This is a genomic window from Nocardioides sambongensis, from assembly GCF_006494815.1.
Lineage (GTDB): Bacteria > Actinomycetota > Actinomycetes > Propionibacteriales > Nocardioidaceae > Nocardioides > Nocardioides sambongensis.
In genome coordinates this window covers 468,313-489,677 of record NZ_CP041091.1, presented here as the reverse complement: position 1 = coordinate 489,677, position 21,365 = coordinate 468,313, and the positions used below count along the sequence as shown (strand labels likewise).

Annotated in this window: 22 protein-coding genes and 1 pseudogene; 10 read left to right on the top strand and 13 right to left on the bottom strand. The window is 72.9% G+C overall.

The window, feature by feature from the left end; genetic code table 11:
• The first annotated feature begins 57 nt into the window (after positions 1–57).
• Both FIV43_RS21840 and FIV43_RS21340 read left to right on the top strand, forming a co-directional pair.
• Complete coding sequence (locus tag FIV43_RS21840; protein WP_231123630.1) at positions 58–762, top strand: GntR family transcriptional regulator; 705 nt, start codon at positions 58–60, stop codon at positions 760–762.
• Entirely contained in the window at positions 681–1,541 is an 861-nt protein-coding gene (locus FIV43_RS21340; RefSeq protein WP_231123629.1) for an aminotransferase class I/II-fold pyridoxal phosphate-dependent enzyme, read from the top strand. Before FIV43_RS21840 ends, FIV43_RS21340 begins: the two co-directional genes overlap by 82 nt.
• A 67-nt stretch (positions 1,542–1,608) precedes the next feature.
• On the opposite strand, the gene FIV43_RS02250 is transcribed toward FIV43_RS21340, so the two are convergent.
• Positions 1,609–2,058, bottom strand: a complete 450-nt coding sequence (locus FIV43_RS02250; RefSeq protein WP_141012811.1) for a VOC family protein — start codon at positions 2,056–2,058, stop codon at positions 1,609–1,611.
• A gap of 217 nt (positions 2,059–2,275) precedes the next feature.
• On the opposite strand from FIV43_RS02250, the gene FIV43_RS02245 reads away from it, so the two are divergent.
• The 4 genes from FIV43_RS02245 to FIV43_RS02230 all read left to right on the top strand — a co-directional run bounded on the left by FIV43_RS02245 (position 2,276) and on the right by FIV43_RS02230 (position 6,404).
• Positions 2,276–2,725 carry a hypothetical protein gene (locus FIV43_RS02245; RefSeq protein ID WP_141012810.1) on the top strand — a complete coding sequence of 150 codons (450 nt, stop codon included), beginning with the start codon at positions 2,276–2,278 and terminating at the stop codon, positions 2,723–2,725.
• 57 nt (positions 2,726–2,782) lie between these two features.
• Entirely contained in the window at positions 2,783–3,166 is a 384-nt protein-coding gene (locus FIV43_RS02240) for an ATP-binding protein (RefSeq protein WP_141012809.1), read from the top strand.
• Between the two features lie 11 nt (positions 3,167–3,177).
• Positions 3,178–4,842 carry a sigma-70 family RNA polymerase sigma factor gene (locus tag FIV43_RS02235; RefSeq protein ID WP_141012808.1) on the top strand — a complete coding sequence of 555 codons (1,665 nt, stop codon included), beginning with the start codon at positions 3,178–3,180 and terminating at the stop codon, positions 4,840–4,842.
• A gap of 65 nt (positions 4,843–4,907) precedes the next feature.
• The gene (locus FIV43_RS02230) at positions 4,908–6,404 is read left to right on the top strand and encodes an NAD(P)/FAD-dependent oxidoreductase (RefSeq protein ID WP_141015692.1); all 1,497 of its coding nucleotides are present in this window, start codon (positions 4,908–4,910) and stop codon (positions 6,402–6,404) included.
• A 60-nt stretch (positions 6,405–6,464) separates the two neighbouring features.
• Here FIV43_RS02230 and serA read toward each other — a convergent pair whose 3' ends face one another.
• The 5 genes from serA to FIV43_RS02205 form a co-directional block, all read right to left on the bottom strand.
• Positions 6,465–8,057 (bottom strand): phosphoglycerate dehydrogenase, encoded by a 1,593-nt coding sequence (serA, locus tag FIV43_RS02225; RefSeq protein ID WP_141012807.1) that lies wholly within the window; start codon positions 8,055–8,057, stop codon positions 6,465–6,467.
• 213 nt (positions 8,058–8,270) lie between these two features.
• Positions 8,271–9,554, bottom strand: coding sequence for an iron uptake transporter deferrochelatase/peroxidase subunit (gene efeB / locus FIV43_RS02220; protein ID WP_141012806.1), 1,284 nt, complete (start codon positions 9,552–9,554; stop codon positions 8,271–8,273).
• A gap of 33 nt (positions 9,555–9,587) precedes the next feature.
• Positions 9,588–10,781 (bottom strand): iron uptake system protein EfeO, encoded by a 1,194-nt coding sequence (efeO, locus tag FIV43_RS02215; RefSeq protein ID WP_141012805.1) that lies wholly within the window; start codon positions 10,779–10,781, stop codon positions 9,588–9,590.
• A gap of 72 nt (positions 10,782–10,853) precedes the next feature.
• Entirely contained in the window at positions 10,854–11,714 is an 861-nt protein-coding gene (efeU, locus tag FIV43_RS02210) for an iron uptake transporter permease EfeU (RefSeq protein WP_141012804.1), read from the bottom strand.
• Positions 11,715–11,783: 69 nt separating this feature from the next.
• Positions 11,784–12,497 carry a DsbA family oxidoreductase gene (locus FIV43_RS02205; RefSeq protein ID WP_141012803.1) on the bottom strand — a complete coding sequence of 238 codons (714 nt, stop codon included), beginning with the start codon at positions 12,495–12,497 and terminating at the stop codon, positions 11,784–11,786.
• A gap of 147 nt (positions 12,498–12,644) precedes the next feature.
• On the opposite strand from FIV43_RS02205, the gene FIV43_RS02200 reads away from it, so the two are divergent.
• Genes FIV43_RS02200 through FIV43_RS23045 form a run of 3 tightly spaced genes read left to right on the top strand, consistent with a single transcriptional unit; the run spans position 12,645 to position 14,501 of the window.
• A complete protein-coding gene (locus FIV43_RS02200) occupies positions 12,645–13,544 on the top strand; it encodes an ABC transporter ATP-binding protein (protein ID WP_141012802.1) in 900 nt (299 codons plus the stop codon).
• 28 nt (positions 13,545–13,572) lie between these two features.
• Positions 13,573–14,379: an ABC-2 transporter permease gene (locus tag FIV43_RS02195; protein ID WP_141012801.1), complete on the top strand. Its 807-nt coding sequence runs from the start codon at positions 13,573–13,575 to the stop codon at positions 14,377–14,379.
• Positions 14,379–14,501 (top strand): hypothetical protein, encoded by a 123-nt coding sequence (locus FIV43_RS23045; RefSeq protein WP_269204057.1) that lies wholly within the window; start codon positions 14,379–14,381, stop codon positions 14,499–14,501. The genes FIV43_RS02195 and FIV43_RS23045 overlap by 1 nt, the downstream gene beginning before the upstream one ends.
• Positions 14,502–14,607: 106 nt before the next feature.
• Here the strand turns inward: FIV43_RS23045 and FIV43_RS21335 are convergent, their stop codons facing one another.
• The 3 genes from FIV43_RS21335 to FIV43_RS02185 are packed head-to-tail and all read right to left on the bottom strand — an operon-like array spanning position 14,608 to position 16,495.
• Positions 14,608–15,015 carry a lysophospholipid acyltransferase family protein gene (locus FIV43_RS21335; RefSeq protein ID WP_196780948.1) on the bottom strand — a complete coding sequence of 136 codons (408 nt, stop codon included), beginning with the start codon at positions 15,013–15,015 and terminating at the stop codon, positions 14,608–14,610.
• Positions 14,988–15,653 (bottom strand): hypothetical protein, encoded by a 666-nt coding sequence (locus tag FIV43_RS21330; protein WP_196780947.1) that lies wholly within the window; start codon positions 15,651–15,653, stop codon positions 14,988–14,990. The genes FIV43_RS21335 and FIV43_RS21330 overlap by 28 nt, the downstream gene beginning before the upstream one ends.
• On the bottom strand, positions 15,650–16,495 hold the full coding sequence (locus FIV43_RS02185; RefSeq protein ID WP_141012800.1) for a patatin-like phospholipase family protein: 846 nt from the start codon (positions 16,493–16,495) through the stop codon (positions 15,650–15,652). The genes FIV43_RS21330 and FIV43_RS02185 overlap by 4 nt, the downstream gene beginning before the upstream one ends.
• A gap of 102 nt (positions 16,496–16,597) precedes the next feature.
• Between FIV43_RS02185 and FIV43_RS02180 the strand changes: the two genes are divergently transcribed.
• The gene (locus tag FIV43_RS02180) at positions 16,598–17,032 is read left to right on the top strand and encodes an EamA family transporter (RefSeq protein ID WP_141012799.1); all 435 of its coding nucleotides are present in this window, start codon (positions 16,598–16,600) and stop codon (positions 17,030–17,032) included.
• Here the strand turns inward: FIV43_RS02180 and FIV43_RS02175 are convergent.
• From FIV43_RS02175 to FIV43_RS02160, 4 genes and pseudogenes are all read right to left on the bottom strand, one after another.
• Positions 17,022–17,822 (bottom strand): alpha/beta hydrolase, encoded by an 801-nt coding sequence (locus tag FIV43_RS02175; protein WP_141012798.1) that lies wholly within the window; start codon positions 17,820–17,822, stop codon positions 17,022–17,024. The genes FIV43_RS02180 and FIV43_RS02175 overlap by 11 nt on opposite strands.
• Positions 17,823–17,940: 118 nt before the next feature.
• Positions 17,941–18,956, bottom strand: a pseudogene (gene ilvC / locus FIV43_RS02170) (ketol-acid reductoisomerase).
• A 90-nt stretch (positions 18,957–19,046) separates the two neighbouring features.
• The gene (gene ilvN / locus FIV43_RS02165; RefSeq protein ID WP_141012797.1) at positions 19,047–19,586 is read right to left on the bottom strand and encodes an acetolactate synthase small subunit; all 540 of its coding nucleotides are present in this window, start codon (positions 19,584–19,586) and stop codon (positions 19,047–19,049) included.
• Between the two features lie 11 nt (positions 19,587–19,597).
• The gene (locus FIV43_RS02160) at positions 19,598–21,352 is read right to left on the bottom strand and encodes an acetolactate synthase large subunit (RefSeq protein ID WP_141012796.1); all 1,755 of its coding nucleotides are present in this window, start codon (positions 21,350–21,352) and stop codon (positions 19,598–19,600) included.
• Positions 21,353–21,365 lie beyond the last annotated feature (13 nt).

The window sequence follows — 21,365 nt, the reverse complement described above, 5'->3', positions numbered from 1 at the left end:
CCACTCTCCGCGACATTGGACTGCTGACAAATAGCCAATCGTGGTTCACTGGACCGCATGAGCAGCGCCACGATCTCGGCCCGACGCCTCGCCGACCTGGTCGGCGACTTCGAACGCAGCCCGGCCTACCTGGGCCTGGCGGACGCGATCCGCGAGCTCGTCGGCGACGGCCGCATCGCGTACGGCGCCCGGCTGCCCAGCGAGCGCGACCTGACCGGGGCGCTGGGAGTCTCACGGACCACCGTCACCCGCGCCTACGCCTCCCTGCGGGAGACCGCCTACGCCGAGGCACGCCAGGGATCGGGCACCTACACCCGCCTGCCCGGCGGTCCCGTGCGGGCGCACGACCGGGCGCTCAACCCCGGGGTGCCGCGACCCGGCCTCCTGGACCTGGTCTGCGCGGCCGCCACCGCTCCCCCCGGCGTCGCCGCGCACTACGCCGCCGCCGTCGCGGAGCTCCCCGCCCACCTCGGCGGCAACGGGTACTACCCGGCCGGGCTCCCCGACCTGCAGGCCGCGATCGCGGACCGGTACGCCGCCCGCGGGCTGGCCACCCGCCCCGAGCAGATCATCGTCACGCCGGGTGCCCTGGCCGCGACCGCGGTGGTCTCCGCCGCTCTCACCGGCCCCGGGACAAGGTGCTCATCGACTCCCCCACCTACCCCAATGCGGCGCAGGCGGTGCGCACCGGCGGCGCCCGGCTCGCCGTGTCCCCGCTCGAACCGACCGGGTGGGACCTGGACGCCACCGCCACGCTGCTGACCCGGCACCGCCCGCGGGCGGCGTATCTGATGCCGGACCTGCACAACCCGACAGGGCTGAGCATGGGCGCGGCCGACCGGGAGCGGCTCGCCGCGGCGCTGGCGCGGCACGACTGCACCCCGGTGGTCGACGAGGCGCACCACGAGCTCCTCCTCGACGGCGACGACGAAGGTGACGGCGGCGGCGAGCAGCCGCCCTTCGCGGTGCACCACCCCGGCACCGTCACCCTCGGGTCGGCCAGCAAGAGCATCTGGGGCGGCCTGCGGCTCGGCTGGATCCGGGCCCCGCACCAGCTGGTCGACCGACTGACCCAGGCGCGGATCGGGCTCGACCTGGGCGCGGCCGTGCTCGAGCAGGCGGTGCTGGCGCGGGTGCTGGCCACCGACGCCGAAACGATCGTGGCGGCCAACCGACAACGGCTGCGCACCCAGCGCGACGCCCTGGTCAGCGCGCTCGCCGAGCACCTCCCGGACTGGGAGTTCCGGTTGCCGGCCGGCGGGATGGCGCTGTGGTGCCACCTCCCCGCCGGGCCCGCGGGCGACTCCACCGCCCTGGTCAAGGAGGCGGCGCGCCACGACGTCCTGCTCGCCGCCGGACCCGTCTTCGCGCCGGCCGGCGGGCTGAACCGCTACCTGCGTCTGGTCTACACGCTCCCGGCGCCCGAGCTCACCGAGGCGGTGGTGCGCCTGGCCCGGGCCCGGCGAGTGCTCGAGGAGGGGGCCGGACGTGCCACACCGGCCCCTCGTCGTACGACGGCGGGGCCGGTGCTGGTGGCGTAGTCGGTGGGCCGTCGCGGGCCGCCGGTGGGACCGACGCCGTCGGCCGTCCGGATCGGCGGGCAGCGCGCTACCTGCTCTCGCCCGCCGTGCCGAGCTCCTCGGCCAGCATCACGATGATGCCGCTGGGACCGCGGAGGTAGGTCAGCCGATAGACGTCCTGGTATCTCGCCACGCCCCGCAACGGGTGGCAGCCGTGGCGTGCGGCGATGGCGAGCGCCTCGTCGAGGTCGTCCACCGAGAAGGCCACGCGGTGCATGCCGATCTCGTTGGGGAGCGTCGGCTCGGTCTCGATCGCGTCGGGATGCAGGTACTCGAAGAGCTCGATCCGGCCGGTGCCGTCCGGCGTCTGGAGCATCGCGATCCTCGCGTGGTTGCCATCCAGGCCGACGGCGGTGTCGGTCCACTCCCCGCTCACCGTGTCGCGGCCGAGGACGGAGAGCCCGAGATCGGTGAAGAAGGCGATCGTCGCCTCCAGGTCGCGGACGGCGATGCCGACGTTCTCGAGCTTGATGGGCATGCCTCGACGATAACGAGTGCGCCGGGTCCGCGCCCCCAACGGAGCGCGACGGCGATCCCAGGGCACGCACACGCCGGGGACCCGGCGGACAGGAAGTGAGCAGTCGGTGGCCTGTCATCCGGACAGCCGCCCTCGGCACGGTGACTCCACAGGAACCGGTCACCAGGACCGGTCGTCGAGCACCGGGAGCACCCGGTGCGCACCGAGAGGCATCACCATGAACAGAAGTCTCGTCATCACCTCCGCGCTCGCCACCGCCGTCGGCGGGCTCGGCCTCACCGCACTCACCACCACGGCCGCCGCCGGCGCGTCCGCCGCACCACCTCGGGCGGCCGCCGTGGCGACCTGCACCCTGCGGCTGGTCTCCACCAAGGCGGTCAACCTCCAGCACGACGCCACCGGCACCGACCAGCTCCGGGCCCGGCTGGGCAACACGACCACCCGGACCCGCTCCTACACCGTCGGCCAGCGACGCAACACGCTGAGCGACGGGACCGAGACCTTCAGCGACGAGACGCGGATCTCGCTGCAGGTGGAGGTTCTCGGCGGAGCGTGGCTGACGATCGACAGCCGCGGGGTCGACTGCGAGGACCGGACCCGCGACCTGGTCGTGGCGAACGGAGACTCCCGCTACAAGATGCGGGCGATCCTCGCAGTGGTGCCGTGAGGGTTGCCCGGTCCGCGGGCCCCGGACCACCGGCAGCGCACGGACTAGGCTCGGACGATGGCCGTCGTCGAGCCACCGCCTCCCCCGGACCGGGGGCGGCTGGGCGCGCTGCTCGACGGGGCCCGGGACCGCGGGTTCGTCGGTCGCGAGGAGCAGCTCGCGGCCTTCGCGGACTCGGTGCGAGGCGCGAGCGACGTACGGCTGCACCTCGTGCACGGACCGGGTGGGATCGGCAAGACCACCCTGCTCGACGCGATGGCGCGCCGGGCGACCGAGGGTGGTCGCACGATCGCCTACCTGGACGCCCGGGAGCTGTCCTGCACGGCTGAGGCCGTCACCGCCGCGATCGGCGAGGACACCCCCGACGTCCTCCTGGTCGACGGCTACGAGGTGCTCCGGCCCTCGACGGCTGGTTCCGGGAGCGGCTGCTGCCGTCCCTGACCGCCGACGCCGTGACCGTCCTGGCCGGCCGCACCGAACCCCCGCGCGGGTGGCTGCTCGACCCGGGCTGGCACCAGCTGGTCCGCGTGCACGAGCTGAGCGGCCTCGGCCCGGCCCAGAGCGTCGACCTGCTCGCCCGGCTCGGTGTACCGGAGCTCGATCGCGACCAGCTGGCCCGCATCGGACGAGGCCATCCCCTGGCCCTGGCGATGCTGGCGGAGGCGGCCGCCGCCGGGGCCGTCCCCGAGCAGCTGGCCGACGCCCCCGACCTGGTCGGACGGCTGTGCCGGCTGGTCGTCGACGACGTGCCCGACGCCGCCCATCGCGCCGGCCTGGCCACCTGCGCCCACGCGACCCGGATGACCTACGACCTGCTCGAGCACACCGTCGGGGGCCGCTCCGAGGAGGTGTGGGGCTGGCTGGAGTCCCGTGCCTACGTACGCCGGGGCTCGGTCGGGCTGTATCTGCACGAGGTGGTGCGGGAGGTGTTCGAGGCGGAGTTCGCGCAACGCGCGCCGGCTGCCTTCGCGGACCTGCACCGCCGGGTGCGGGACCACTTCCTGCAGCGGATCGTCGACCCGCACGAGGTGCACCCCGACCGCGCGGCGGCCGAGATCCTGCTGCTCCACCGCCGCGGCCCGCTCTCCGACCAGACGGCGGGGCTGCGGGAGGGCGGCCTGCTGCCGATCACGCGGGCCGGACGCGAGGACCACGCGGAGGTCCTGCACCTGATCGAGCAGGCGGAGGGCCCCGCGTCCGCGGCGCTTGCGGGCCGCTGGCTCCAGGAGCAGCCGCGCAGCCTCTATCGGGCGCGGTCGGAGGCCGGGGTGGTCGGCTTCGCGGTCCAGGTCTACCTCGCCCCGGGCGACCCGATGGCCACGGACGACCCGGTGGCCGCCGCCGCCCTGCGCGCGGTCGCCGGCACCGCGCCGCTGCGGCCCGGCGAGCGGATCAACATGAACCGGTTCTCCGGGGCCTCCGGCGCCTACCAGGGCGACCCGCTGGTCCTGCTCGTCAACGGCGTCTCCTGCATCCTGGAGTGGTCGCTCGAACCCGCGGCGTGGACGTTCATCGCCACCCTCGCGCCGGAGCTCTACGGGCCCTACTTCGAGTACCTCGGGATGTGCCCGATGTTCTCGGTCGACCACCACGGCGTCGACGTGGACGGCTACGGCTGGGACCGGCGACGCTTCCCGCCGCCCGCACTGTTCGAGCTCATGGCGCGCCGCGAGCTCAGCGGGGCGACGGGGCCGCCGCCGGAGTCGATGCTGCGCCCGGCGCCGTTGGGCCAGGCCGCCTTCGCCGCCGCGGTGCGCGCGGCGCTGCCGCACCTCGCACGGCCCGACCGGCTGGCCGACTCCCCGCTGATCGGCACCGCGCTCGCCGACGTCGACGCCCCGGACCGGGTGCAGCGGCTCCGGCAGGTCCTGGTCGACACCGTCGCCGAGCTCCGGGTCGAGCCGCGCGGCGCCGACCACCGCGCCGTCCTCGAGCGGACCTACCTCAAGGGCGCGCCGACCCAGGAGGCCGCCGCCGAGGTGCTGGACCTGCCGTTCAGCACCTACCGCCGCCACCTGGCCCGCGCCCAGGAGCGGCTCGTCGAGCTGCTGTGGGCGGTCGAGATCGGCGTACGACGGCTGCCGCACGACGATGGTCAGGAACTGAGCAGCCTCTGACCTGGTCGGTGGACAGTGGGCGGCGCGAGGTTGGTCGCCCACCCACCGCACGAGGAGACAGAGCGATGCGAACCTTCGAACCCCCGCCCCGGAGCGTCCGGCGCCCCCGGACCGTCGCCGTCGTCGGCGCCGGACTGACCGGCCTCACGGCCGCCCTCCTGCTGGCCCGCGACGGCCACCGGGTGACCGTGCTCGACCGCGACCCCGCGCCGCCTCCCGCGCAGGCTCCGACCCCGCGGGCCGACGCCGAGGCCGCCTGGGAGGAATGGCAGCGACCCGGCGTCAGCCAGTTCCGCCAGCCCCACCTGATGCTGCCGCGCTGGCGCCACGAGATCGAGCGGGAGCTGCCCGAGCTGTGCGCGGACCTCCTCGCCCACGGAGCCGTCCGGGTCAACCTGCTCCACCTGCAGCCGGACGCCGCCACGCACGGCTGGCAGCCCGGCGACGAGCAGTTCGACACCGTGACCGCCCGCCGTCCCGTCCTGGAGGCGGCGCTCGCCCGGCTCGCACAGTCGCAGCCGGGGCTGACCGTGCGCCGCGGCGCCCGGGTGACCGGGCTGGTCGTCGACCACGGACCGGGACGGCCGCGGGTCCGCGGGGTGCGCACCGCCGACGGACGGGTGCCGGCCGACCTGGTCGTCGACGCCGCCGGTCGTCGTACGCCGCTGCCGGCCTGGGTCAGCGGCCTCGGCGGGCTCGGCGGCACGACGCCGGTCGAGGAGCGGGATCCGTGCGGGTTCGTCTACTACAGCCGCTACTTCCGGGCCCACGGAGCGTCGCCGCGGGGACACGGACCGGTGCTGACCCACCACCCGTCGCTGTCGGTGCTGACGCTGCCCTGCGACCACGACGTCTTCTGCGTCGTGCTGGTGGCGGCCGCGAACGACCGCGCGCTACGGCCGCTGCGCGACCCAGCCGCCTGGACCGCGGTGGCCCGGTGCGCGCCGACCTCGGCCGCCTGGATCGCCGCCGGGGAGCCGATCACGGACGTGCTGCCCCTCGCCGGCCTCGCGGACGTACGGCGCAGCTATGTGCGCGACGGGGTCCCGGTGGCGACCGGGATCGTGGCGGTCGGCGACAGCGCCGCGGCCACCAACCCCTCGCTGGGCCGGGGCGCCGCGATCGGGGCGATCCACGCCTGCACGCTGCGCGACACCCTCGCGGCGGCCTCGGACGACCCGGAGGAGCTGGTCACCGCCTTCGCCGAGGCCACCGACCTGCGGGTGTCCCCGTGGGTGGCGGCCACGACCCGGTTCGACCGCCATCGGCTCGGCGAGCTCACCGCGGACGTGGCCGGGGCGCCGTACCTGACCGAGGACCCGACCTGGGCGGTGACGACGGCGCTGCTGGCCGGTGCCGCGGAGGACGCGTTGCTGGCGCGCGCGGCCGCTCGGATCGCCGGACTGCTCGCCGCCCCGCCCGAGGCGCTCGCCGACCCGGTCGTCGCCGCCCGCCTCGGCCCGTACATCGGCGGCCGACGTTACCCCGTCGCAGGCCCCACCCGCGCCGACCTGCTGGCGGCGGTGACGGGACTCCCCCGGGGTTCCGGACTCGTCGGCTGACGGTCCGGAACCGCCCGGGGAGACCGCTCGAGGAACCGGTCGGCCTACCCGCAGCCGGGCTCAGTCGGTCAGGTCGACAGCGCGGATCGTGGTCGCGTCGATCGCGGCCGAGATCTCACCGAGGGTCTCGGCGGGGATCGCGGAGTCGACCGAGAGGGCGACCAGCGCCTGGCCGCCCTTGGCGTCGCGGGCGACCTGCATGCCGGCGATGTTCACCTCCGCCTGGCCGAGGATCTGGCCGACGGTGCCGACCATGCCGGGGCGGTCGGTGTAGGTGAAGAAGGCCAGGTGCTCAGTGGGCTCGATGTCCAGGTCGTAGCCGTTGACCTCGACCAGCCGCTCCCGCTGCTGGAGGCCGACCAGCGTGCCGCTGACCGAGACCTGCGCGCCGTCCGCGAGGGTGCCGCGCAGGGTGATCAGGTTGCGGTGGTCGGGGCTCTCCGGGTCAGTCACCAGGCGCACCGCGGTGCCGCGCTCGGCGGCCAGCAGCGGGGCGTTGACGTAGGAGACCGACTCCTCCACGACGCTGGAGAAGACGCCCTTGAGGGCGGCCAGCTCCAGCACCTTCACGTCCTGGGAGGTGATCTCGCCGCGGACCTCGACGTCGAGCTGCTGGGCGACCTCGCCGGCGACGCCGGTGAAGATCTGGCCGAGCTTCTCGGTCAGCGGGATGCCGGGGCGGACGTCCTCGGCGATCACGCCGCCCTGGACGTTGACCGCGTCAGGGACGAGCTCGCCGGAGAGCGCGAGGCGGACCGACTTGGCCACGGCGATGCCCGCCTTCTCCTGGGCCTCGTCGGTGGAGGCACCCAGGTGCGGGGTGGCGACCACGGTCTCCAGCTCGAAGAGGGGGCTGTCGGTGCAGGGCTCCTTGGCGAACACGTCGAGACCCGCGCCGGCGATGCGGCCGGTCTTCAGCGCGTCGTAGAGGGCGGCCTCGTCGACGATGCCGCCACGGGCGGCGTTGACCAGCACCAGCGAGGACTTGGCCTTCGCGAGCTGGTCGGCACCGATCAGGCCGACGGTCTCCGGCGTCTTGGGCAGGTGCACCGACATGAAGTCCGACTCGGCCATCAGCGCGTCGAGGTCGACCAGGCGGACACCCATCTGCGCGGCGCGGCCGGCCTGCACGTAGGGGTCGTAGGCGATCACCTTCATGCCGAAGGCGGAGAGGCGCTGCGCGACCAGCACGCCGATCCGTCCGAGGCCGACGATGCCGACGGTCTTCTCGTACAGCTCGATGCCGGTGTACTTCGACCGCTTCCACTCGCCGTTGCGCAGCGCGGCGTGGGCCGGCGACACGTTCCGGGCGGCGGCCAGCATCAGCGCGACGGCCAGCTCGGCGGCCGAGACGATGTTGGAGGTCGGGGCGTTCACGACCATGACGCCGTTCTGCGTCGCCGCCTTGACGTCGACGTTGTCGAGGCCGACGCCGGCACGGGCGACCACCTTCAGCCGGGACGCCGCGGCCAGTGCCTCGGCGTCGACCTTGGTGGCGGAACGGACCAGGATGGCGTCGACATCGGCGATCGCCGGCAGCAGCTCGGCACGGTCGGCACCGTTGCAGGTGCGGATCTCGAAGTCCGGGCCGAGCGCCTCGACGGTGGCGGGGCTCAGCTCTTCGGCGATGAGGACGACGGGACGATCAGTCACAGCGGGATTCCTTCGCGTCGGCCCGGGCGGGGCCTGGTTGGTGCGTGCAGTTGGGGAGTCGGCACGACGCTGTGCTGACGTTCACATTAGCGGAGAACCGACGTGTTACGAACATGTGACCGGGAGACAGACACCCGCGGTCACCCGTCGACCGCGCCCAGCCGTTCGGACCCTCGTTCGGACCCTCGTTCGGGCCGTCGGTCCGGCGGTCGCTCAGGAGAAGAGCGCCTGCCCGACGTACTCCCCGTCGGCCACCCCCGCCGGTACGGCGAAGACGGCCTGGCCGGTGAAGCGCAGGTACTCCATCAGGGCGTCGGAGGCGGCCATCGCGCGCTGCGCCGGGATGAAGTGGGTGCGGGGGTCGCGCACGTAGGCGAGGAAGAAGAGGCCGGCGTCGAGGCCGCCGAGGTCGTTGCTGCCGTCCACGAAGTTGTAGCCGCGGCGCAGCATCCGGGCGCCGTCGAGCTGATCGGGGTGGACCACCCGGACGTGGGCGTCGACCGGGATCAGCGGCCCCGCGCTCCCGGCCATCTCGAAGTCCGGCTCGGTGAACTCCGCACCGCCCGAGAGGGGGGCGCCGGTGCCCTTGGTGCGGCCCACGATGTTCTCCTGGGACTCCAGCGACTGCCGGTCCCACACCTCGATCGTCATGTTGATCCGCCGGGCCACCAGGTAGGACCCTCCGGCGAGCCAGTCCCCCGCCGGGTCGTCGCCCTCGCCGACCCAGACGTGCTCGTCCAGGGCGTCGGACTCCTCGGCCTTGACGTTGGCGGTGCCGTCCTTGAAGCCGAACAGGTTGCGCGGGGTGGACTGGCTGGTCGACGTGGTGGAGGTGCGTCCGAAGCCGAGCTGGGACCAGCGCACCGTGGTCGTGCCGAAACCCATCCGGACCAGGTTCCGGATGGCGTGCACCGCCACCTGCGGGTCGTGGGCGCACGCCTGGATGCACAGGTCACCGCCGGTCCGACCGGGATCCAGCACGTCGGCGGAGAACCGGGGCAGCTCCTCCAGCGCGGCGGGGCGCCGCTCGGCCAGGCCGAACCGGTCGCGCCCGCGAGCGTCGCGGAACAGGGACGGACCGAAGCCGAAGGTGATGGTCAGCCCGCTGGCCGGCAGGCCGATCGCCTCGCCGGTGTCGTCCGGCGGAGCCGCGGCCGGTCCCTCGACCGGCCCCAGCGGACCCGCCGGCTCCCCCTGCGTCATCCGCGCGGCCGCGTCGGTCCAGCGGCGCAGCAGGTCGACGAGCTCCTCGCGCTCCTCGGTGGTCACGTCGAGCGCCACGAAGTGCAGCCGGTCCTGGGCCGGGGTGATGATCCCGGCCTGGTGCTCCCCGTGTAAGGGGTACGTCGACGCCACGGCGGCGGTCGTCGTACCGTCCTCGGCGCTGGCGCGGCCCACCGCGAAGGCACCGACGACGCCGGCGGCCGCGGCTCCCCCGCCGATCAGGCCGCGCCTGCTCAGCCGGGGACGCCGCTGCGTCGTCTCGTCGTCGGTCACTCGGTCGTGGCTCCTGCCTGCCGGTCGTCGCGCTCAGGCGGTGAGCGTCGCGGTGAGCTGGGAGAGCGGCTCGGCCAGCGCGTCGACCGCCGCCGAGAGCTCCCGGACCTCGTCCTGGGTCAGGTCGGTGTAGAGGACGAAGCCGTCACCCTCGCGCTGCTCGTCGAGCAGGGCCTGCAGCGCGTCGAACTTCTCGGTCAGCTCGGTGGCCAGCTCGGGGTCCTTGGTCTCGAGCAGCTCCTGGACGCCCTCGTAGGCGACGCGCGCGCCGTCCACGTTGGCCTGGAAGTCCCACAGGTCGGTGTGCGACCAGGCCTCCTCCTCGCCGGTGATCTTGCCGTTCGCGACCTCCTCGAGCAGTCCGATCGAGCCGTTGGCGATGGCGTCGATCGGATACTCCAGCGCGTCGGCGCCGGTCGCCTGGATCCGGTCGTTCAGGTCGGTGGTGTTGGCCATCAGGTCGTCGGCGTAGGTGACGCGCTGCCGGGCGGTCAGCGGCTGGTAGCCCTTCTCGGCGTCCTCGGGCCAGAGGTCCTTCTCGATCAGGTGCCAGCCGGTCCACTTCTCGCCGGCTGCGAAGTCGACGTCCGCCTCGCGGGCGTCCATCTTCGGGTCGAGGTCGCCGAAGGACTCCGCGACGGTCTCGATCCGCTCCCAGTTCGTCCGGGCCACCGGGTAGAGGGCGCGGGCCTCGTCGTCGTCACCGGCCTCGTAGAGGTCGACGAACTCCTGGGTCTTCTCCAGCAGCTGGGCCGACTGGTCCTGGACGTAGGCGCGGTAGTTGGCCTCCGCGGTGTCGATCAGCTCCTGGTCCGACGCACTCACCTCGACGTCGTCGTCGGAGGCGGTGACCGCGAACCCGGTCCGGATGCCCTCGCCGACCATCCCCGGCTTGCAGGCGGTGAAGTAGTCGCCCTCGGGGGCGTTGACGGTCAGCGTCTTGGTCAGGTTGGGCCCGATGTTCTCGACCTCGCCGACGATCCGCAGGCCGTCCTCGCCGAGCAGGTAGAACTCGGTGACGTCCGATCCGGTGTTGGTCACGTCGAAGGTCAGCGTGCCGGCCGGGGCGGAGCCCGCGGAGACCTCGCAGGCGTCGTCGCCGGAGGCGACCGTCAGCGCCCGGACGTCGCCGTCGGCGGAGTCCCCGCTGTCGGCGTTGTCGGTGCAGGCGGCCAGCGCCGGCAGCAGGGCGAGCACGGCGGCCGGGGCGAGCAGGGTCTTGCGCATCGGGTCTCCAGTCGGGATGGGGCGGGTGAGAGCGGGATGGGGCTGAGATGTGCGGGGTGTGCGGGGTGGGCGTCAGGGCACCGGAGCGGCGACGGGGCGCGGCTTGCGGTTGGCGCGGACGCGGATCAGGAAGAGGGTCCCGACCGGGATCACGTAGCAGAGCCAGGCGGCCAGCTCCAGCTTGGTGGTGGCCGGGGAGAAGTTGAAGATCCCCTTGAGCAGGGTGCCGTACCAGGACGACGGCGGGATCTGCTCGGAGACGTCGAAGGCGAGGTTGTGCAGGCCCGGGAGGATGCCGGCCTCCTGGAGGTCGTGGACGCCGTAGGCCAGCACGCCACCGGCGACCAGGATCAGGAACGCCCCGGTCCAGGTGAAGAAGTGGGTCAGGTTGATCGAGACCGCACCGCGGTAGATCAGGTAGCCGAGCACCACCGCGACGGCGATCCCGAGCGCGGCACCCACCAGCGGCTCCCAGGTCGGGGTGAGCGATCCGGCCGCGTCGCGGGTGGCGGCCTGGGTCGCCGCCCACAGGAAGAGTGCGGTCTCCAGCCCCTCGCGACCCACCGCGAGCAGGGCGACGATCGCCAGCGACCAGCGGCCGCCGTCGGCGGCTGCGTCGATCTGGCCGCGCAGCTCGGCGCCCAGGCCGCGGGCCGCCGTCGCCATCCAGAAGATCATCCAGGTCACGAAGGCGACCGCGACGATCGACAGCGTGCCGCCGATCGCCTCCTGGGCCTCGAACGTCAGCCCGCGCGGCCCGAAGGTCAGCGCGGCACCGAAGGCGAGCGAGATCGCGACGGCGAGCGCCACACCGCCCCAGATCCGGGGCAGCAGCTCGCGACGATCCGTCTTGACCAGGTAGGCGACCAGGATGCTGACCACCAGGGCCGCCTCGAGGCCCTCACGCAGGCCGATCAGGAAGTTCGCGAACACGAACCGCGATGCTACGCCTGCAAGTGCAGGCTTGCCTAAGTGGTCTCGCTCACCCGTGGCCGGGTGCGGTCAGATCGCGCAGCCGTCCGGGCCGCAGGCGGCGTCCTCGCCCGCGTCGGCCGCCACCATCTGCAGCGGCGTCCGCTCCGCCCAGGCGCGCTCCAGCGCTTGGGCGAAGAGCTCGACCGGCTGGGCTCCCGAGATCCCGAACTTCTCGTCCACCACGAAGAAGGGGACGCCGGTCGCGCCGAGCGAGGCGGCCCGACGGATGTCGTCCTCGACGGCGTCGGCGAACTCGTTCGAGCCCAGCACCGCGGCGACGCGGTCCGCGTCCAGACCGACTCCGAGCGCCAGCTCGGTGAGGACCGCCGGGTCGGCGACGTTGCGGGCCTCGCCGAAGTGCGCCTGCCACAGCGCCTCCTTCAGCCGCGCCTGCGTCTGCGGCCCGGACTCGGCCAGGGCCAGGTGCAGCAGCCGGTGCGCGTCGGCGGTGCTGACGTGCCAGGTCTCGTCGTGCCGCCAGAACATGCCCTCCTCCGCGGCCAGCGCGGTGACCCGGTCCTGTGCCTGCGCGGCCTGTGCCGCCGACATCCGGTACTTGCGCGCGAGCATGTCGCGGGCGCGCTCGGTCGGTTCGGCCGGCGCCGAGGGGTCGAGCTGGTAGGAGTGGTAGACCACCTCCACCTCGTCGGCGTGCTCGAAGTCGGCCAGCGCGCGATCCAGGCGCTTCTTGCCGATCGAGCACCACGGGCAGGCCACGTCGGACCAGATGTCGATGCGCATGCCGGGACAACACCGACCGGGCGCCGTACCTTCCCGCGTCGGGTGATCTCGGGGTCGACCCTGATCCCGGAGTCAGGGTGCGACCGGGGAGCGACCCAGGGCTCCACCCGACGCGCGAGAGGGCCGCGCGCAGCGAGGCTTCGGGACATGATCACGATCGATGCCCTGACCAAGCGGTACGGCGGCTACACCGCCGTCGACCACATCAGCTTCACCGCCGAGGCGGGTCGGGTGACCGGCTTCCTCGGACCGAACGGTGCCGGCAAGTCCACCTCCATGCGTGTCATGGTCGGCCTGACCGAGCCGACCTCCGGATCGGCGACCGTGCTCGGCCGCCGCTTCGCCGACCTGCCCAACCCCGGTCGCGAGGTCGGCGTGCTGCTGGACGCGTCCGCGCAGCACGCCGGCCGGACCGGACGGGAGATCCTCGCCCTGGCCGCCCGCACCATCGGGATGCCGAGGAGCCGGGTCGGCGAGATGCTCGACCTGGTCAGCCTGACCGAGGAGGAGGCGGGCCGCCGGGTCCGCAACTACTCCCTCGGCATGCGGCAGCGTCTCGGCATCGCCGCGGCCCTGATCGGCGACCCCGAGGTGCTGATCCTCGACGAGCCGGCCAACGGGCTCGACCCGGCGGGCATCCGCTGGATGCGCGACCTGCTGCGGCGCTTCGCCGACGACGGCGGCACGGTGCTGCTCTCCTCCCACCTGCTGCACGAGATCGAGGTGATCGCCGACGACATCGTCGTCATCGGCAACGGCGAGATCGTCGCCGGCGGCACCAAGGAGGAGCTGCTCGCCACCGCCGGCACCCTGGTGCGCGCCGACGACTCCGTCGCCCTGGCCGCGGCGCTGACCGGCGCCGGCATCACCGTCCACCCCTCCGGCAGCGACGGCCTGCGCGCCGAGAGCGACCTCACCACCGTCGGCCGCGCCGCGTTCGCGGCCGGCATCCCCGTCACCGAGCTCCGCGCCGCCGACGGCGCCGGACTGGAGGAGATCTTCCTCGAGCTCACCGCCCAGACCCAGCGCGAAGGAGTCGCAGCATGACCGCCCCAGCACCGCCACCCGCACCGCGGTGACCGCACCGGCCACCGCCCCCGCGCCCGCCGTACGTCGTCAGCGGGGCGAGGTCGCCCCGATCCCGTTCACCCGGGTGCTCGACGTCGAGCTCCGCAAGATGTTCGACACCCGGTCCGGCTTCTGGCTGATGGCCAGCATCGTCATCCTCTCCGTGGTGGCGACCGCCGCGACGATCGTCTTCGCCCCCGCGTCCGACCTCGACTTCGAGACGTTCGCCTCCGCGATCGGCATCCCGATGTCGGTCATCCTGCCGATGATCGCGATCCTCTCGGTGACCGGGGAGTGGAGTCAGCGCACCGGCCTGGCCACCTTCACCATGGTGCCCAGCAGGAGCCGGGTGATCGCCGCCAAGTGGCTGCTCACCGTCCTGGTCGGCGTCGCCGGCATGGCCGTCGCGCTCGGTGTCGGCGCCCTGGGCAACCTGGTCGGCTCCTCGATCGCCGGGGCCGACGTGGTCTGGAACATCTCCGCCCGCGAGTTCGGCCAGATCGTGCTGGCGAACTCGATCGGCATGCTGATCGGCTTCACGCTCGGCGTGCTGCTGCGCAGCTCCGCGGCCGGCATCGTGGGCTACTTCGTCTACGCCCTGGTCCTGCCCGGCGTCTCCTCCGCGCTGGCCAGCAGCCAGCAGTGGTGGGCCGACCACGGTGCCTGGTTCGACCTGAACATGGCGACGTACCCGCTCTACGACACCGCGCTGACCAGCGAGCAGTGGGCCCAGCTCGGGGCGACCGCCGCGATCTGGCTGGTGCTGCCCATGGTGGTGGGCGTCTGGGCGGTGCTGCGCTCCGAGGTCAAGTGATGACGCGCCCCCTCCCCGGAGCCGAGCGGGTCGTCCGCTCCCGGCGCAGGCACCGGGCCGAGGTGGCTCTCGCCCGGATGCGGCTGCTGCGGACGGCACCCCCACCGCCGTACCAGCGCTGAACGGGCACAGCGACGCCCCGCGGGACACCCGCGGGGCGTCGTCGCGTGTCCTGCCGGACGACTCGACGGGTCCGAACTGCGGACTCGACGGGTCCGAACGGATGATTCAACGGGTGGTCGGATCGGCCGGGGTGCGCTGCTGGATCCACGCGTCGACCAGACCCCACTGGTCGAACAGCCAGCCGGCGCGCTGCTCGGGGTCGGGGGGCAGGTCGGCGATCGGGGTGACCCAACCGCCGAGCACGATCGTCTTGTCCATCGGCAGCTCACGCCAGATGTCGCGCACGGTGACCAGGCGCTCCAAGCCGGTGTGGGCCACGACCAGCACGGCACCGGCCCGGCCCCGGGACTCCAGCGCCTCCAGCGCGGTGGCGAACCCACCGGCGTGCGGCGCCATCACGTGCGGCATCGCCGCGGCCCGGTCGGCGAGGTCGTCCAGGCCCGACTCCCGCAGCGAGTCGATCCGGCGGGCGCGGCGCGAGGCCGTCACGTTGCCGCCCTCGGGGAACAGCACCAGCGCCTCGTCCCGCTCCAGCTCGCCGGCGATCCGGGCGATGGTGCCGCGGGTGGAGGGCTGGCCCGGACGCCGACGACCCGCGGGGTGACGAAGGCCGACGGCAGCCGGTTGAGCATCACGTCGACCGCCGGGTCCCACTGCAGGGTGTCCTTGAGCACGATCGCCGGTCCGCGCCGTGCCCGGCTGAGCAGCTTGTGCACCAGGATGAACGAGTCCCCCGGACCGGCGTGCCGGCTGACCACCAGCAACGGCACGTCGGGCAGCGCCAGGTCCTCGACCTCGACCTTGATGGTCAGCCGCAACGTCCACGCCGCCTGCCAGAACAGCAGGTCGAGCATCCGACGGGCCAGCTGCACGTGCGCCCGCCGGCACCACGGCCGGTGCAGGCCGATGCCGAAGCCCGAGGCCACCCACAGACCGAACAGCAGCACCACCGCGAGCGCGTCCCAGATGACGTAGAACGCCGCCATCCACAGCACCCGCACCACCCGCAGCCGCCCCGGGAGCACCCAGGTCAGCGCCGCGCCGACGACCAGCGCGAGCATCGCCGTGGTGGGGACCAGCAGCAGCGCCAGCAGCACGACGGCCGGGGCCAGCACCAGGCGTCGTACCAGCCGCGGAGGCGGGGCGATCACGTGCCGGCACCGCGGTCGGGGCCCCCGACCCGGGCCAGGTAGTCGCGGGTGTGGGTGTAGGCCTGCTCGATCCGGTGCTGCGTGGTGTCCAGGCGCTTGAACGCGTTCAGCCTGTCGTCGCCGGGCAGCGAGCCGCCGGTGGGCAGCACGTGCACGGTGACGTCGTCCGGCGCGTTCTCCAGCTCCCGGAAGAAACGGTGGCGCCGCGCGATCTCGAAGGCCACCCGGGCCACGTCGGCGGCGTTGTGCGGCGCCGTCAGCGGCTCCTCGATCCGGCCGACCTGGAGCACGTAGACCGTGGTGGCGCCACGCCGGATCGCCTCCCCGAGCGGGATCGAGTTCACCAGCCCGCCGTCCAGGTAGTGGCGGTCCCCTACCGGCGTCGGCGGCAGGGCTCCGGGAACCGACGACGACGCGAGCACCGCCTGGACCAGCGGGCCGCTGTCGAACCACTCCTCCGAGGACGTCTCGATGCAGGCCGCGGAGACGACCAGCGGCACCGCGAGCTCCTCGAACGTCTCCCGTCCGTCCGCGGCCTCGGTGATCAGGTCGCGCAGCGGGGCGGGGTCGTAGAGGTTGATCCGGCTCCGGGCGAACCGGCGCAGCTGGTGGTACCACGGCTCGCCGTAGACCCTCCCGGCCGCCGGGGAGGACCAGGCCGCGGTGAGCCGCTCCACCACCCTCGGGTCCGGGTCGGCGGCGACGGCCGCGCCGGTGATCGCACCGATCGAGGTGCCCACCACCAGGTCGGGGCGGACCCCGGACTCGAACAGCGCCTTCAGCATGCCCACGTGCACGGCGCCGCGGACGCCCCCTCCGCCGAGCACGAACCCGATCGTCATCCGATGATGTTCCCACGCCACGGGTGCCCGATCCCGGCAATCGGCACTAGCGTCCTGTCCAGGAGGGCGACCGTCCCCGCCGGTACGACGAAAGGGCCAGCCATGGAGCTCGGCGAGGCGTGGTGGTTCTGGGCGTTGCTCTCGGCGGTGTTCGCGGCGCTGACCGCGATCTTCGCGAAGGTCGGCGTGGCCGGGATCGACTCGGACGTGGCCACCTTCATCCGCACGGTCGTGATCCTGGTGACGCTGGGGCTGATCCTGCTGGCCCTGGGCAAGTTCCAGGCACCGGGCGACGTCTCCGCGCGCACCTGGGTCTTCCTGGTGCTCTCCGGCCTGGCCACCGGTGCGTCGTGGATCTGCTACTTCCGGGCGCTGAAGGTCGGCGACGCCTCGCTGGTGGCGCCGGTGGACAAGCTCAGCGTGGTGCTGGTGGCGCTGTTCGGGGTCACCCTGCTCGGCGAGCGCCTCACCGGCCTGCAGTGGGTCGGCATCTCGATGGTCGGCGTCGGGGCGGTGGTGCTCGCGATCAGCGGCTGAGCCGGCGGTGCACGAACTCCAGGACGTCGTCGAGCACCTCGTCCTGGTTGGTCTCGTTGAAGATCTCGTGCCGGGCCCCGGAGTAGGAGCGCTGCTCCGCCTCGGGTCCGCGGATCGCCTGCCAGCCGACCCGGCTGCCCTCGATCGGCACCAGCTGGTCCTCCTCGCCGTGCAGCCACAGCACCGGCCGGGTGATCGCGCCGGCGGCCTCGATCGTCGCGATGGTGGCGCTGAGCCCCTCCAGCGTGGGTCGCTTGAACGGGCCGTGCCAGACCAGGTCGTCGGCGACGTAGGCCTGCCCGACGGACGGATCCCGGGAGAGCGTGGACGGGTCGATCGGCACGTCGGGGATCTCCTCGGCGGCGAGCAGCGCGTCCACCGCGTCCCACCGGCCCAGCACCGGGCCGGAGAGGACGACGCAGGCCAGGCCCTCGCCGTACCGCTGGGCGTAGCGGGCGGCGATCATGCCGCCCATCGAGTGCCCGATCATCACCACCGGGAGGCCGGGGTGGGTGCCACGGGCGTGCTCGACCAGGGCGTGCAGGTCGCCGACCACCGGCTCGAAGTCGGGGATCAGCACCCGCTCGCCGGAGCTGCGGCCGTGACCCAGGTGGTCCAGCCCGTAGACGGCCGCTCCGTCGGCCACCAGGCGCAGCGCGACGTGCTCGTAGCGGCCGATGTGCTCGCCGTAGCCGTGGACCAGGACCGCCAGGTAGCGGGGCGGGTCACCGGGCTCCCAGGACTGCACGTGCAGGTCGCCGGCGTGGCCGGTCAGGGTCGATTCGGGCATGGCTCCAGCGAACCACGGGTCGACCGCGGGCGACAGACCCGCGCGCGGATCCGGCGGACAGCACGACGCCCCGCACACCTCTCGGTGGGCGGGGCGTCGGGTACGAGCCGGTCCGGGATCAGCGCGCGGCCGAGCCCTCGGTGTAGTCGGCGTCGCTGCTCTGCCAGGCGAAGTGCGCCCGCAGGGTCTTGCCGGTCGCCTCGATCGGGTGGCCGGCCTCCTTCTCGCGCAGAGCGGTGAACTCCGGAGCACCGGCGTCCTGGTCGTCGATGAAGCGCTTGGCGAAGGTGCCGTCCTGGATGTCGGCCAGCACGCCCTTCATCCGCTCCTTCACGCCGGCGTCGATGATGCGCGGGCCGGAGACGTAGTCGCCGTACTCGGCGGTGTCCGAGCAGCTCCAGCGCTGCTTGGCGATGCCGCCCTCCCACATCAGGTCGACGATCAGCTTGAGCTCGTGGAGCACCTCGAAGTAGGCGATCTCGGGCTGGTAGCCCGCCTCGGTGAGGGTCTCGAAGCCGGCCTGCACCAGGTGGGAGACGCCACCGCACAGGACGGCCTGCTCGCCGAACAGGTCGGTCTCGGTCTCCTCGGTGAAGGTGGTCTTGATGACGCCGGCGCGGGTGCCGCCGATGCCCTTGGCGTAGGACTTGGCGAGCTCCCAGGCCTGCCCCGAGGCGTCCTGCTCGACGGCGATGATGTCCGGGATGCCGCGGCCGGCGACGTACTCGCGGCGCACGGTGTGGCCCGGGGCCTTCGGGGCCACCAGGATGACGTCGACGCCCTCGGGCGCCTGGATGTAGCCGAACCGCACGTTGAAGCCGTGGCTGAAGACCAGGGTGTCGCCGGCCGCGAGGTGGGGGCGATCGACTCGGCGTAGACGGTGCGCTGCACCTGGTCGGGGGTGAGGATGACGACGACGTCGGCCTCCTCGACCGCCTCGGCGACGGTGAGGACCCGCAGGCCCTCCTCCTCCGCCTTGGCCCGGCTCCGGGAGCCCTCGGCGAGCCCGATCCGGACGTCGACGCCGGAGTCCCGCAGGTTCAGGGCGTGGGCGTGACCCTGGCTGCCGTAGCCGATGACGGCGACGTTCTTGCCCTGGATCAGGGACAGGTCGGCGTCGTCCTCGTAGAACATCTCAGCCACTTCTGGCTTCTCCTTCGGTGTTGGGTGCCGCGACGCCCGGGGGCCGGTGCCGCGCTGGGGGTTGGTGCGCGCGAGCGCGGGTCAGGCGTTCGCCGCCGGCGGGACCGGTACGGCGACGGGCTTGCCGCGCTCGGAGATCGAGCGTGCGCCACGGCCGATGGCGACCATGCCGCTCTGGACCAGCTCGCGGACGCCGAAGGGCTCGACGATCCGGAGGAAGTCGGCGATCTTGTCGGCGTTGCCGACGATCTGGATGGTGACCGCGTCGGTGGCGATGTCGACCACCTTGGCCCGGAAGAGCTGCACCAGGTCGAGCACCTGGCCGCGGTTCTCCGCGGTCGCGGCGACCTTGACCAGGACCAGCTCGCGGTGGACCGAGCCGGACTGCTCGAGCTCGACGATCTTGATCACCTCGACCAGCTTGTTGAGCTGCTTGGTGACCTGCTCGAGCGGCGAGGAGGCCACGTCGACCACGATCGTCATCCGGGACACCTCGTCGTGCTCGGTCGGACCGACCGCGAGCGAGGTGATGTTGAAGCCGCGCCGGCTGAACAGCGCGGCGATCCGGGTCAGGACGCCGGGCTTGTCCTCGACCAGGACCGAGAGGGTGTGCTGTGCCATGTCGTCGCCCCTCAGAGGTCGTCTTCGTCGAACTGCGGCGCGAGGTCGCGCGCGTACTTGATCTCGTCGTTGCTGGTGCCGGCGGCGACCATCGGCCACACCATGGCGTCGCGGTGCACCCGGAAGTCGACCACCACCGGGACGTCGTTGATCTCCATCGCCTTGGCGATGGTGGCGTCGACGTCGTCGGGCGACTCGCAGGCCAGGCCGACGCAACCGTAGGCCTCGGCCAGCTTCACGAAGTCCGGGATCCGCTTGGAGTGCAGGTCGGTGTTGGAGTAGCGCTCGTTGTAGAAGAGGGTCTGCCACTGGCGGACCATCCCGAGCGACTCGTTGTTGATCACCGCGACCTTGATCGGGATGTTGTTGATCGCGCAGGTGGCCAGCTCCTGGTTGGTCATCTGGAAGCAGCCGTCGCCGTCGACCGCCCAGACGGTCGAGTCCGGCATGCCGACCTGGGCACCCATCGCCGCGGGGACGGAGTAGCCCATGGTGCCGAGCCCTCCGGAGTTGAGCCAGGTGTTGGGCTTCTCGTAGCCGATGAACTGCGCGGCCCACATCTGGTGCTGCCCGACGCCGGCGGTGAAGATGGTGTCCGGACCGCTGATCGCCCCGAGCCGCTCCAGGACGTACTGCGGGGCGAGCCCGCCGTCGGCCGGCTTCTCGTACCCCAGGGCGTACCTGGCCTTCACCCCGGCACAGAACGCCACCCAGCCCTCGTAGTCGCCGGTGTTGCCGGCGTCGGCCTCGGTGCGCAGCGTGGTGATCAGGTCGACCAGCACCTCGCGGACGTCCCCGACGATCGGGACGTCGGCGTGGCGGTTCTTGCCGATCTCGGCGGGGTCGATGTCGGCGTGGATCACCTTCGCACCGGGAGCGAAGGAGTCCAGGTTGCCGGTGACCCGGTCGTCGAACCGGGCGCCGAGGCTGATGATCAGGTCGCTCTTCTGCAGACCCGCGACGGCGGCCACGGTGCCGTGCATCCCGGGCATGCCGAGGTGCTGCGGGTGGCTGTCGGGGAACGCGCCCCGGGCCATCAGCGTGGTGACCACCGGGATGCCGGTCAGCTCGGCGAGGGCGAGCAGCTCGCGGTGCGCGCCGGCGCGGATGGTGCCGCCGCCGACGTAGAGCACCGGCTTGCGCGCGTCGAGGATCAGCCGGGCGGCCTCCTTGATCTGCTTGGCGTGCGGTCGGGTCACCGGGCGGTAGCCGGGCAGCACGATCTCGTTCGGCCAGCGGAAGTCGGTCATCGCCTGCAGCGCCGACTTGGTGACGTCGACCAGGACCGGTCCGGGACGGCCGGTGGAGGCGATGTGGAAGGCCTCGGCGATCCGCGCCGGGATGTCCGCGGGGTCGGTCACCAGGAAGTTGTGCTTGGTGATCGGCATGGTGATGCCGCGGATGTCGGCCTCCTGGAAGCCGTCGGTGCCGATCAGCGAGGCCGCGACCTGTCCGGTCACCGCGACCATCGGCACCGAGTCCATGTGCGCGTCGGCCAGCGGGGTGACCAGGTTGGTCGCGCCCGGGCCGGAGGTCGCCATGCAGACGCCGACCTTGCCGGTGGCCGCGGCGTAGCCCTGCGCGGCGTGGCCGGCGCCCTGCTCGTGGCGGACCAGGATGTGGCGGATGGAGGAGTCCATCAGCGGGTCGTAGGCCGGGAGGATCGCGCCGCCCGGGATGCCGAAGATGTCGGTGACTCCGGCCGCCTCCAGCGACCGCACCAGGCTCTGCGCCCCGGTGATCGTCCCGCCGTGCTGCTCACTCATCCGCATTGTCCTT